This is a genomic window from Spirosoma pomorum (assembly GCF_054776615.1).
On sequence record NZ_BAAHBP010000001.1, the window covers coordinates 151,292 to 165,312 of the forward strand.

Annotated in this window: 7 protein-coding genes; all 7 read right to left on the reverse strand. The window is 53.0% G+C overall.

The features are described from left to right. Positions 1-8 precede the first annotated feature (8 nt). On the reverse strand, positions 9-1,688 hold the full coding sequence (locus ACYVAD_RS00615; protein WP_461137530.1) for a glycoside hydrolase family 43 protein: 1,680 nt from the start codon (positions 1,686-1,688) through the stop codon (positions 9-11). A 155-nt stretch (positions 1,689-1,843) separates the two neighbouring features. Beyond that, a complete protein-coding gene (locus tag ACYVAD_RS00620) occupies positions 1,844-4,303 on the reverse strand; it encodes a glycoside hydrolase family 95 protein (RefSeq protein ID WP_461137531.1) in 2,460 nt (819 codons plus the stop codon). Positions 4,304-4,403: 100 nt separating this feature from the next. After that, positions 4,404-6,218, reverse strand: a complete 1,815-nt coding sequence (locus ACYVAD_RS00625; RefSeq protein WP_461137532.1) for a RagB/SusD family nutrient uptake outer membrane protein — start codon at positions 6,216-6,218, stop codon at positions 4,404-4,406. A gap of 15 nt (positions 6,219-6,233) precedes the next feature. Further along, positions 6,234-9,572, reverse strand: a complete 3,339-nt coding sequence (locus ACYVAD_RS00630) for a SusC/RagA family TonB-linked outer membrane protein (protein WP_461137533.1) — start codon at positions 9,570-9,572, stop codon at positions 6,234-6,236. 667 nt (positions 9,573-10,239) lie between these two features. After that, positions 10,240-11,403, reverse strand: a complete 1,164-nt coding sequence (locus ACYVAD_RS00635) for an aldose epimerase family protein (RefSeq protein ID WP_461137534.1) — start codon at positions 11,401-11,403, stop codon at positions 10,240-10,242. A 69-nt stretch (positions 11,404-11,472) separates the two neighbouring features. Beyond that, positions 11,473-12,192: an L-ribulose-5-phosphate 4-epimerase gene (locus ACYVAD_RS00640; RefSeq protein WP_461138502.1), complete on the reverse strand. Its 720-nt coding sequence runs from the start codon at positions 12,190-12,192 to the stop codon at positions 11,473-11,475. 100 nt (positions 12,193-12,292) lie between these two features. Next, a complete protein-coding gene (locus tag ACYVAD_RS00645; RefSeq protein ID WP_461137535.1) occupies positions 12,293-13,834 on the reverse strand; it encodes an alpha-N-arabinofuranosidase in 1,542 nt (513 codons plus the stop codon). Between the last annotated feature and the right edge of the window lie 187 nt (positions 13,835-14,021).

Genomic DNA, 14,021 nt, shown 5'->3' on the forward strand with positions numbered 1-14,021 from the left:
ACAATCCCCTACCTGTACATCGGGTCGTTACCGCTGTACCGCAGATAGTTAAAAGACGCACTGTTGTCTGAGTTACTTCCCGACGAGGTCGCGTACATCCCGAATACGCAACCGATGAAGCCCCCCGCCACCTGTGTACTCAGAAATTTCCCGTCGACCCTGTCTTTCAGTAGCTTCCAGTCTTTCGGTTTGTCGGCTACGTAGAAATCGTAGGCATCACCTTTGGCGTCGATACGGAGCATCACCTTCTTCGCGTCGGCGGCAACGGGCGTCTGGGCGAGCAGTTCCAAATTTTTATCGTTGGTGCTCTTGAAGAGCTGCACCACGGGCTTACCCTGATCGGTCGATTTGGCCAGGAGATAGAAGTGTTTCTCGTCCTGAAAAATCACTAATCCCGCTTTTTCGTCGGCCGACTTAGCCGTGAAATCCAGCGCGGTTTCGGCGGTACAGTTCAGGTGCTGCTGCCGCTTGCCGATGAAGGCCGGGTTGCCCATTTCCGAAATGGTTTCCGGCTTGAGCTTCATCGTCAGCCCATTGGCTTTACTGAGGCTGAACGACTTGTCGTCGCGGGTACGCAGGAACAGCAGGGCCGGATCGAGCGTCTTATCGAAGTTAATCGTGTAAGCGAAGTTGCCGTTCTGGGGACGGGCGTCTTTCTGCTTTACCTCCTTAAAGTTGCCGACGTAGCTATAGGCAATGGGTTTCTCGCCATGTTCGATCATGGGCCAGTCATTGGTCCAGGTCAGGGGAGCGATAAACGTTTCTCGGCCGGTATTGTAGAAATTACCCTCGTACGGCCGGACCGCCAGAAAAATCGAATACCACTTACCATCTGGTCCCTCCACAAACTGCGCGTGTCCCGCCGACGTGACTGGATCTTTGCGGTCGGCGGGTAGTCCTCGCTGGGTCAGAATCGGGTTCCCCTCGTAGGGAACATACGGTCCCCAAACGTCTTTACTCCGCAGCACGACCTCCGAGTGATTGACCGACGTACCGCCCTCAGCCGCATAGAGGTAGTACCAATTGTTACGCTTCATGATGTGCGGCCCCTCGATCCAGACGGGTTTCTTGCTCAGATCGACCCCGCCGTTGACGAGTTGCTTTTCCTCGCCTAAAACCTTCAGGTTTTTAGCGTCGAACTCGTACATCCGAATCGTCCGGTGGCCCGGATAGAGGGGCTTACGGTCGGGGGCGTCGCTATTATAGAGGATGTACGCCTTGCCGGTCGACTCGTCGAAATACAACGACGGGTCAATACCCTTTACCTCCGGCAGCTTCACCGGATTACTCCACGGCCCCGCCGGATTCTTTGCCGTCACGACAAAGTTGCCGTCGTGGTCGATGTCGGTGCAGGTAACGTAATAAGTGCCTTTATGGTAGCTGATGGCGGGCGCAAACAGGCCCCGCGTCATGCGTTCACCCATAAAATCCATCTGCTCGGGCCGGTCGATGACATTACCGATCTGCTTCCAGTTTTTGAGGTCTTTGCTGTGCAGCACCGGGATGCCGGGGAAGTACGAAAACGTAGAATTGATGAGGTAATAGTCGCTGCCCACCTTCACGATGCTGGGATCGGGATAAAACCCCGTCATGATGGGGTTGACCAGTGTCGTCGTTTGTGCCAGCGATACTTGGCTCATGCCGGCGAGCAGTGCCGCACAGACTGCCGTAATAATGCGTTTTTTCATAAGGGTTTGGTCAGGATTGTATGTGTTTTTGTGTCAGTTTTTTTTGTCATCCCGACCGGTCCGCCGGTGTGGCAGGAGGGATCTTCATTAGCAGGCAGGTTTATTTGCTCTTACAGAAAATACCTCCTGCGTCGGGATGACAAAAAACGCTCTCATTACAACGCAACCAGCGTGTAGGTCTTGCCACGTTGTGTGGGTATGTCGTAGAGCCAGGTTGGTTTCAGGGGCGGGGTGGCCGGGGCCGGATCAGTCAACGTGGCAACAATGGGCGTGGGCGTTTCTTCTGTCTGGTAGAACTCATTCGGGTTTGTGCCCGATGCCGTTGCCAGCGTCCCTTTGCTCCCTTTCAATTCGTTCGGCGTGCGGATGCGCAGGTTGCCGCCCAGGTTCGACCGGATTTCAATCTTCGTCAGCTTACCGCCGGTCCATTCCATTCCCACGACCTCAAAGCCGCCCCGCGCCCGTAGGCCACTGATACTGCCCGTCGGCCAGACGTCGGGTAAGGCGGGCAGCAGGTGGAGGGCACCGTCATTGCTTTGCAGCAGCATTTCGGTGATGCCCGACGTGCAGCCGAAGTTACCGTCGATCTGGAACGGCGGGTGCGCGTCGAACAGATTGTTGTACGTGCCGCCCCCTTCTTTGTTGACACCCAGCGGAGTCAGCTGATTCTGAATAAGCGTGTACGCATGGTTGCCGTCCTGCAATTTGGCCCACCAGTTTACTTTCCAGCCCATGCTCCAGCCTGTCGATACATCGCCCCGGTGGGTCAGCGTCGTGCGCGAAGCATTGAACAGGTTGGGCGTGCGGTAGGCCGAAATCTGGTTGGACGGGAACAGGCCGTAGAGGTGCGAAATGTGCCGGTGTTTGTCGTTCGGATCATCAATATCATCGAGCCACTCCTGCAACTGCCCGTGCTTTCCGATGTGCATGGGCGGCAATTTGGCCCGCATCTGCCGGAGCGAATCGGCAAAGGATTTATCGGTGTTCAGCAGATCAGCCACGCGGATGGCGGTACTGAATACATCGAATACGATCTGGTTGTCCATCGTCGTACCGGCATCCAGCGACGAGCCCCCGTGCGCCTGGGGGGCATTTTCGGGCGACGTACTCGGCGTGACGACCAGCCACTTGTACTTCGGATGCTCGACCAGGAAATCGGCATAGAACTGGGCCGCGCCTTTCAGAATCGGGTAGGCCGATGTCAGGAACGCCCGGTCGCCGGAGTAGAGATAATGTTCCCACAGATGCTGGCTGAGCCACGCGCCCCCGGCAGTCCACATGCCCCAGAATGCACCGTCGACCGGGCCGTTGATGCGCCAGATATCGGTGTTGTGGTGGGCCATCCAGCCGCGCGCGCCATACATGACCCGCGCCGTCTCCTGCCCCGTCTGCGACAGGTCGCGGATCAGGCTGAACAGCGGCTCGTGCATCTCGGGCAAGCCCGTTTTTTCGGCGGGCCAGTAGTTCATCTGTGTATTGATATTGATGGTGTACTTGCTATCCCAGGGTGGCCGCATACTCCGGTTCCAGATGCCCTGCAGGTTAGCTGCCTGCCCATTGGGCTGTGACGACGAAATGAGCAGATAGCGCCCGTACTGGTAATAGAGGGTAACCAGGTTCGGGTCATTGACCGAGCGGAAGTTTTTCAGTCGTTCGTCGGTGGGTAGTTTGGCCGCGTCGGTCGACGTAAGATCGAGACGGACCCGGTTGAAATAGCGTTGATAGGCGGCAACGTGCGGTTTCAGCAGGGCCGCGTACGACTGGCGAAACCCTTTGTCAAGCGTAGCCACTACACGTTCGCTTTCATTACCGCTCAGGTCGTTATAATTGACAAAGTTGGTGGCAATGGCGAGGTAGATAGTAGCGGTCGTGGCCCCGTCGACGACCAGCGTCTGTCCGTTGGCCGATACGGTACCTCCCTTAGTTTTGATACGGGCCAGACTCTTGAATTTCACTTTGCCCGGTATGCCTTCGTGGTCGGCGGTGACACCGGACAGCATCAGCTCGTTGCGGTTGGTAGTGTTGATGACAGCGTTGGGGTGCAGGCTGGTAAACGACGTAACGAAGGAGAGTTTGCCGGGTTTGTCGGCCGACAATTGTATCGCCAGTACGTTAGTGGGCAGCGACGTAATGACTTCACGGGTGTAGGTCACATCGCCGACTTTGTAGGTCGTTTTGGCAACGGCCCGCTCAATATCGAGTTCGCGGTAGTAATCTGTATAGCTATCGTGGCCAGCGAACGTCAGCAGCAGATTCCCCACCGGCTGAAACATTTGTCCGTGCGATTTCTTGGTCAGGATCGACTTGTTGGCCAGTTGCTCGGCTTCTTTCTGTTTCCCGTCGAAAATCAGCTGGCGAATTTCGGGGAGCACTGCTTTCGCGTTGGGGTTATCGTTCCGGTTAGGACTACCACTCCAGACGGTGCCTTCGTTGAGCTGAAGGGTTTCCTGGGGTACGTTGCCGTAGACCATCGCCCCTAGTCGACCATTTCCAACGGGTAATGCGTTCTCCCAAACGGTTCCCGACGGTTTGGTGTACCACAGCTTCAGTCCGGGTTTGTCCTGAGAGAATCCGACCGTCGTCGTAATCAGCAATAAATAAAGAAACCGTTTCATACAAATTAGACACTCTTCGTAGGCTGATAAGTAAGCTGCCTGCCAGTTCAATTGGTAGTAATTGAACTCAGGCAGGCAGCTTATGCGGCTAATATATGACTTAATATCCCGGGTTCTGCGGGAACTTAGGTCCCTCTACCACGCGGTCAATCTGCGACTGTGGAATAGGGCGCAACATGTTGAAATCCTGTACGTAAGGAGCAGCCTCTGGATTCCAGGCTTTTACGCGACGAACAAGCGAACGAGTCCGTACCAGATCGTGCCACCGTTGCCACTCACCGAAGAATTCACGGCTCCGCTCGTCGAGAATGAAATCCAACGTAACATCGGAGGGCTGGATCGTCATGGCCGTTACAGCCGCAGCATTCTGAGCCGCCGTGTTGGTTTTACGGTACGCGGCCCGTTGTCTGACCGTATTCAGCAGCGCGGCTGCTTTGGTAGCGTCACCCGCTTTGAAGTACGCTTCGGCTCCGGTCATGTACACATCCGAGAAGCGGTATAACACAGCCGGACGAGTCGATGGATCGTTGAAATTAGCTCCCCGGCTTGGATCCATAAATTTCTTCAGGGCTGGAAAAATTCCATTATCCCACAGGCTTGGTGGCACCACCAGCCCTTTGAAAGGACGCGTTCCGACAAACTGAGGAGCCCCTGCCACTTCGTAATCAGGCAACCAGACGGCGGTATCTGCCCCAACCACGGTGGTGTAGCCGATACCCCGTTTGTTATTGGCAGCCGTGGCCGTGTTGGTAACCGAAGTATTGGCAATGTAAACCGTGTAGAACGAATTCATGAATCGCGAATCGGAAGTCCGGTTCGTAAACGCCTGATCCAGGAAGTAATTCTTTCCTGAATTAGCGCCCGACGTCCACTTATAACTGTTCGGACGCATCCGGACGTAAGGCCGGCCATACTGCGAATCCCGGATCATCAAGGCCGTTCCGCTGTTCACGTAAGCTCCCGCGGCACTCTTGTACGAGTTGATACCGCTATTGTTGGGGTAATTCCAGTTCGTAAACCAGGGCGACAGGTTGTTGGCAAATCCACCTCCTTCAGCCGCGCCTACTCTATAGTAGCCATATTTAGGGTCCAAGACGTGATCGCTGACAAACATGGTTTCTTTACCGTAGTCATTGGCCGGAACGAATGCATCGCCATAATCCTGCCACAGGTCCAGTCCGTAGGTGGCTTTATTAGCAATTACCTGATCACAAAGAGTAGCGGCCTGCGTGAAATCCGATGCCGTGTTGTTGAGCCACCCACGGGTTAGATATGCCTTCGCCAGCAACAACTGCGCTACAGGTTTGGTAGCCGCTTTACCCAGAAACGGCGCCGTAGGCGTGTTCGGCAAATCAGCAGCAGCTTCGGTCAGATCTTTGATGATCAACTCATACACCTGCGCTACGGGCTGACGGGAAGCCGCCTGCGAAGGGGTTGTGATGAATTCAGTGCTGAGCGGTACGTCCCCCCAGGTCTGCACGAGATAGAAATACCAGAACCCACGTAAGAATTTAGCCTGTGCCAGATACTGCTTCCGGGTAGCTTCGGGCAAATCAATTGTCTGTCCGTACTTGAGTACCCCGTTCAGCGTGTTAATATCCTGAAATGCTGTCCCCCAAGCCGCGCCGAAGTTACTCCCGTTCAGACCGTTATACGTATACGGAACGGGTGTTCCGGCACTGGCTCCCTGCAAGAACTCGTCGGTTCCCGCCTGCATTTCCACGGTAAACCCTTCGGTTCCCCACTGCCCCCGGAGATCATTGTACACACCGGCGATTCCCCCTAGCACCCCGGAAGGGCTGTTAAAGTACGACGGTACAATCTGCGACTGCGGGTTCTCCTCCAGGATTTTTTCACAACCCGAGCTGAATGCGGCAACCAGACCGGCTGCGAACCATATTTTTATCGATTTCATCGTAGTGTCGAAAGATTAGAATTTGAGATTTACCCCCAGGGTGAATTGCCGTACGGGCGGGTTATTCAGGTTGACGGCGATCTGACGCTCTGGCGTACCGCGATCGCTGGCTCCCTGCGGGTTCAGGGTCGACTGACCACTGGCGTAGCTGTTTCCTTCCGGATCAACAGCCAGGTTCTGGCTCACCAACGGCGAGTAGATAATAAATGGGTTCGTAGCGTTGAAATAAACCCGGGCCGAACTCATCCCGATCTTCCGGACCAACTCATTGGCAAAGGTGTAGCCCAGGTTGATACTTCGGCACTTGATGAATGATCCGTCGTAATAACCCAGCGTCGAACCAAAGTAAGCAACGGCACTGGCCGCGTCAGGGGCCGGGAACGCATTGGTAGGGTTCGTGTCGGTCCAGTAATCGGTTTTAACCTGATTAACCCGACCCTGGTTGAAGAACGCAAAGCCACCCGAACCCGTCGAGTTACCCGTCAGATACGGCACGATTACCTTCATTCCCATCCGGGCAAACGTTACCACCGACAGATCGAAGTTTTTGTAGCTGAAGCGGCTGGTAAACCCACCTTCCCATCTAGGCTGGAAGTTACCCAGGATTTGGCGATCGTTGGCGTCAATTTTCCCGTCGCCGTTTACGTCTTCCACCCGAATCTGTCCGGGAAACTGAACGGGCGAGGTTTGCTTGGCCAACGTACCATTCTCCTTGTCAGCAGTTTGCCAGATACCAACCTTTCTGTAGTCGTAAATAACCGAAAGGGGTTGGCCCACAAACCAGCCAGCGCCAATGTTGGCCTGTTCGCTCGGCGTCGTTAACTGCGTAATTTTCTCGCGGTTGAAGAAATACGTAATATCAGCACTCCAGTTAAATCCTTGCGGGTTGCGCAGAATGTCAACCGTCAGCGCGGTTTCCAGACCCCGGCCTTCGGTACGACCCAGATTTTTCAGCGTTGAGCTGGCTCCATTACTTGGTGGCAGTGGAACAGATAGCAGAATGTTTTTTGTCTGCTGGTTGTACCAGTCGATCGAACCCGTAATCCGGTTATTCAGGAAGCCAAAATCGACCCCGATATCCACCTGTGAGGTCGATTGCCAACCCAGACTGGTAGCCGGCAAACTGGTAACCGTATAAGCGAGTTGCTGACCGGCAGTACCCGTTCCGAAGTTATAATAACCGGCTGAAAGTGCACCCAGGGTCGAGTAAGCCCCGACGTTTCTGTTACCGGAGAGCCCCCAGCTACCACGCAGTTTCAGGTTCGAAATAGCCGGAACGCCTTTCATAAACGGCTCTTCGATGATGTTCCAGCCCGCCCCAATAGCTGGATAGTTGAAGTACTGATTACCCGGTGACAGCGTAGACGATCCATCTCGTCTTAGCGTTAAGGTCAAGAGATAGCGATCATTGTAGCTATAGTTTACCCGACCCATGTAGGAAAGTAGACCCAGTTCCGAAAATGAGTTGCCGAAGTCCGAGTTGGCAACGGGTGTCCCGGAAGCCAGCGAGAAATTCGACGTCTTAATGTAATCGGCCGGTACGCCGGTTATCGAGAATCGGCTGCCCAGCGAGTGGTTTTTCGTGATTTCGTACAACCCCGTAAAGCCAATCTTGTGCTTACCGATTGTCTTATCGTAGTACAGCAGATGCTGGAGGTTGATATCCCAGTATTCAGTGTTTCTAATCTCGGCAGAGGACGACGACTGAACCGTAGCATTGTTGAAGTAAGTCAGTGGTCCACCGTATCCATTATAGTTCGACTGGCTGAAGTTCAACCCGGCATTGAACCGATAACGTAAACCCGGCAGGATGTTCCACTCGGCGTACAAGCTATTAAAGGTACGTAACGACCGGGTACGCCCCAGATACGCATCCTTTTTGGTGATGATCGTCAGCGGGCTGACCGAAGCAGCATCAATCGACCCTTCCGCAGGGAATAGGTTCACCGTTCCGTCTGCATTGTACGGCGCAGCCAACGGTGTCAACCGCACTAAACCGCCCGGAATACCGCCACCACCCGGTGTATTTTCGTAAGTCAGGGTATTCAGGGTGTTCAGACCAATCTTGATGTGCTTGCCGATACGTTGATCGATAGTCGCCCGGATGGTGTATCGCTCAAACTTTTGACTGGGGATAATACCCGTCTCGTTGAAATAGCCGAGTCCCAGCGAGTACTGCGTATTTTCAACCCCGCCTACCAGGCCCAATTGGTGGTTGGTGTTGAAGCCGGGCTTGTATAACAACCCTTGCCAATCGGTCGAGATACCGGCTGCCAGCGCGTCTCTTTCTTTTGGTGTCAGCGGGTAAGCGGTTGTGCCAGGGCTGGTGCGGTTGTATTTGGCGGCATCATCTTTAAACTGGGCGTACTCCGGGCCATTCATTACGTTGAATTTGCCCATGATGTTGGTTACGCCGTGGTAGCCATCGTAGCTGAACACCGGCTTCCCAATTTTACCCCGCTTGGTGGTGACCAGAATTACCCCGCCCGATCCCCTCGATCCGTAGATCGCCGTAGCCGATGCATCTTTCAGGATTTCAAGATTGACGATATCATCGGGGTTGATGTCATTCAAACCACCGTAGGGAATGCCATCAACCACGACCAGCGGACCGTCTAAGCCATCACTTGAGCCAGAGTTAGTAGTTAGTGTCCGGTTCCCCCGAATCCGGATCTGTCCCTGCGAACCAGGCGTAGATCCATTACTGATAACCGTTACGCCAGCGGCCCGGCCTTTCAGCTGGTTAACCAGGTTAGGCGCAGGCACCTCCTTCAGCGTTGCTTCATTCACCGAAACAACTGATCCGGTGATGTCGCGCTTGCGCTGTACCCCGTAGCCTACTACGACTACTTCATCGAGCGTTTTATTATCGGGTGCCAGATTAACGTTAATAACAGCCTGTGACCCGACCGTAACTTCTTTAGCTGTGTAGCCAACCAACGAAAATACCAGAACAGCACCGTTCGCTGCAGTCAGCTTATAGTTACCGTTCGCGTCCGTCGTGGTCCCCCGCGTTGTTGACTTAATCTGTACGTTAACGCCGGGTAGTCCGTCTCCTTTCTCATCAACGACGCGACCAGATACCTGCACATCCAGGGTGCCTACATCCATCGTCCGACGGGTGTGTAAGGATAAATCAGGCCAGGCGTTCAGGCGCGGTTTCGCGTTGTTAGAACTGGCGAAGCTGTTTGTTGCCAATCCCAGTAGAAGCAGGCTAGGCAACCCTACCGCCCAGGTAACTTTGCCCCATAACTGGGCAGGTTTTGATTGATAAAATAGATTCATGCGATTGATGTAATTACGTGGTTCAGGAAAATCAATGACGCAATGTCCCAGAAAAGAACAATGTGTCATAAGTACACATTTACCGATAAACGAAATTAATTACTGCCAGTAGCGATCTACCCGCAGGTGAAAAGTTCATCTAATACATGGCTGGAAACGATTAAAAGGTGATTGGACTAGTTTATACTGTTAAGCTGAGGAATCTATAAATTCATACGTTATTTTGACCTTTGCTTTCTTGCTTTATGACGTATTTATCTCATTATTATACGCAGACAGAACACATTTTGCTACTATTTTCTGCAACCGATTGCATAAAATTTAGTACAATTATAAAGGGATATAATTATAAAAGTTTAACTGTTTTTATCATAATCTGACTACATTTTGATATTTTTTCTATATCTATCAGAATATAGTTTTATAAGTGTCGATTTAACACCTGTAAAGTTGTTTTGCCGGAAAAATTACTGCGAAAAAAGAGGCAACTGATTGTCGTTTCACCACCTGTTTTGTGTACTTATTATGTAATTCAGGTGCTCCTTCTCATGCATTTGTTCACTAGGCAATCTTTCAGTAGAAAATTCTGCAAGAAGAAATCCTTCGTGCTCATCACGCTTTGTAGTGGGTCTATTTGGCTAATTGTACAAAACAAAGCCCCGACCTAGATTGCTTGTGTGCAACCAAGTCGGGGCTTAACAAACTTTGTATATTATCTTACAGATCTCGACTCACCTTATTTTCTAGACGAAAACTTGTATACGGTTGTCGTGCGATACGTTTCGCCCGGCTTTAACGTAGTCGTTGGAAAGGCTGGCTGATTAGGCGCATCTGGGTAGTGCTGGGTTTCAAGGCAAAATCCCGTCCGCTTTTTATAGACTCGTCCCTCTTTGCCCGTCAGCGTACCATCCAGGAAGTTACCGGTGTAAAACTGAACGGCAGGTTCAGTTGTGGACACTGTCATTACCCGACCTGTAGTAGGCTCATAGACCGTCGCTACCGATTTCAAACTCCGGCTGCTGTCGGCAAATACCCAGCAGTGGTCATACCCTTTCCCGTACCGAAGTTGCGTGTCGATTGTATCGTTGATCCGGCTGCCGATCACACTCGATTTAGAGAAGTCAAAAGGCGTGCCCGATACGGCTTTCAGTTCGCCGGTAGGAATAAGTGTCTGATCCACAGGGAGGAAGCGGTCTGCTTCCAAGGCCAATTCATGGCCGAGAATATCGGATGATTTTCCCGCCGACAGGTCAAAATAAGAATGATTCGTCAGGTTAACGACAGTTGGCTTGTCAGTGGTTGCCTGATAGTCGATACGCAAGGCATTATCTTTTTGCAGGGTATACGTCACTTCTACCTGTAGCGTACCGGGATATCCTTCTTCGCCGTCTTTGGCCGTATACGCCAGTTTCAGTGCCGGCTCATCGCCCTCAACGGGTGTGGCCGTCCATAGCACTTTGTCGAAGCCTTTTTTACCACCGTGCAGGCTGTTGGGGCCATCGTTGACAGGTAAGGTGTACTCCTTGCCGTCGAGTGTAAATTTACCCTTGGCGATTCGATTCCCGTACCGGCCGATTAAGGCACCGAAGTATGGATTTTTGGTCGCGTAAGTGTTCAGCGAATCAAAGCCTAGTGTTACGTCCGCAAACTTCCCCTCTCTGTCGGGAGCGGTAAGTGAAACGACAATTCCACCGTAATTTGTGATTTTAGCTTCCATACCCTCGGCGTTACGTAGTGTGTACAGGTCCGCCGACTGACCATCGGGCAGTTGACCATACGCAACTTTAGTAATACCAGGTTTAGCCTCGGAACTTTCTTCTTTTTTCGTCGATGTACACGCACTCATAGTCAGACTACCCGTCAGCAAAGTCAGGGCGATAAGTTTAGTTGACAGATTCATGAAAAGGTGGTTTATGTTGAAAGGGCAAAGTAATTGGTTCATACTATCCATTCATCAGCAACCGCTACGTCAGCACCCGTACGACGGACCGCCTTGTCCGTAGTAAGCGTCTTTGCCGTGCTTGCGCTCGTAGTGCTTCAACCGCAGCGTGTCTTTAATGCGGGGCGTATCGGGGTTGATCGCCAGCGTCATGTACGCCATACGGGCGACTTCTTCCAATACGGCTGCGTTGTAAACTGACTTCTCAGCCGTTTTTCCCCACGTAAACGGACCGTGATTTTGCAGCAGCACCATCTCGACTTCAGTGTGCGACAGCCCCTTTTCCCGGAACACGTCGAAAATCTGGTTGCCGGTCTCGTGTTCGTAGTCGCCCTGAATCATCGCGTCGGTCAGGACCGGAGCGCAGGGAATATCCTGGTGAGTGTGGTCGGCATGGGTCGTTCCGAAGATGGGAATATCCATCCCAGCCTGCGCCCAAGCTACGGCATAGGTGCTGTGGGTGTGCGTGATGCCGCCAATGTCGTCCCAGGTTTTGTACAGCAGCGCGTGCGTTTTTGTATCCGACGAGGGGCGCATGGTTCCGGCGACAATCTTCGCGTCGTAGTCGCAGATAACGATGTCTTCTGGTTTGAGCAGCGCATACGGTACCCCGCTGGGCTTAATAGCAAACACGGCTTTGTCGCGATCGACAGCGCTGACGTTGCCGAAGGTAAACAGCACCAGGCCCAACTCCGGCAACTGCATGTTAGCCTCGTAGCACTCCTGTTGGAGATTCTTGTAGGTATTCATCATTGAGAGCGGTTTCAAAGAGTGAAAGAGTGAAAGAGCGAAAGAGTGAAAGAGCGATGTTCCGGATGGCCGCTCTTTCACTCTTTCATCCTTTCGCTCTTTACATTTCCAATACCACCACCGACACGGGCGGTAGCGTAACCGTTAATTCGTCGCCGGCAAGTTTAGCACCGGAGAAAGGCGCGGGTTTCACTTTGTTCGGCTGGGTGAAGGTGTTGTAGTCCTGCACTTTTGCCGACGTCAGAATCCGGCCCGACACGCTTTTCGCGCTGATTCCTTTCAAGTTCACGGTGATGGTCTGCGGCTTACCCGCATCGATGTTGACCAGCGAAATATGCGTTTTTCCGGCTTTGTCGCGCGAAGCCGAAACCGACACGGCGGGGAGTTTGTACTCACCCACTTTGTAGTCGTCTGCTTTTACGTCGACAGGCAGCATGGTCGCATCCTGATGCACGTTGTACATCTCCAGCACGTGATAGGTCGGCGTCAGCAGCATCTTCGGCCCGTCGGTCAGGATAACCGCCTGCAATACGTTGATCGCCTGCGCCAGGTTGGCCATCCGAACCCGTTCAGCGTGTTTGTGGAAGATATTAAGCGTAGCCCCCGCTAGTACGGCGTCGCGCATGGTGTTCTGCTGGAACAGGAAGCCCGGATTTGTACCCGGCTCGACGTTGTACCATGCCCCCCACTCATCGACGACCAGCGCGACCTTCTTCTTCGGGTCGTACTTGTCCATGATGTCCGAATGCTTCTGTACAAACTCGTCCATTTTCAGGGCCTCATTCATGGTATGGGCGTAGTTGGTTTCGGTAAACTCCGTGGCCGACCCCTTCGCGTTTTCGCCCCAGCCAAACACCGAATAGTGGTGCATCGCCACGCCTTCGAGCATGTTGCCGGGAATGTTCTTCATCAGCGTTTCGGTCCAGTTGTAATCGTCTGAACTGGCTCCTGATGCGATGCGGAAGATTTTTTCCTTACCAACCTGACTATTCATGAACGTGCTGTACTGCCGGTAGATATTGGCGTAATAGTCGGGTTTCATGTTTCCTCCGCAACCCCAGGCTTCGTTGCCGACACCCCAATATTTTACGTTCCATGGTATCTGGCGCCCGTTCTGCTGCCGCAACGCCGACATGGGGCTATTGCTCGGAAAATTGACGTATTGCACCCATTCGCTGAGGTCCTGCACGGTGCCGCTACCGACGTTACCCGCCAGATACGGCTCGGTGCCCAGGAGCTCGCACATGTTCAGAAAGTCGTGCGTACCGAAGCTGTTGTCTTCCGTAACGCCCCCCCACCAGGTGTTCACGATCTTCGGGCGCTTGGCTTTTGGGCCAATACCATCTTTCCAATGGTACGTATCGGCAAAGCAGCCGCCCGGCCACCGCAGATTCGGAATTTTCATCTTCTTCAGCGCGTCGACCACGTCAAGTCGCACCCCGTTTTTGTTCGGGATCGTCTTGTTGTTATCGCCTACGTAAAAACCACCGTAGATACAGCGACCCAGGTGTTCGGCAAAGTGACCGTAGATGTGCTTGTTAATCGTGATGCTGGCTCCCTCAGCATTGATGGTAGCCTTGTTCTGCGCCAGCGTGGGTATGGCGAGGGAGGCAAGTAGTAGCGTAGTAAGCAGTTTTTTCATGGGGTAACCGATTTTTTATCTTACCGATTTACCCCCACCCCCTGAAGGGGGCTTTGCTCGCAAGTGAACTAAGCCCCCTTCAGGGGGTGGGGGGTAAATCGGCCTACAACAGTAGACATGCCTGATTCAAAAGATTGATTAGCGAAGGGTGCGTCAGCAACTATTCGCTCATTCACTCAATCACTCA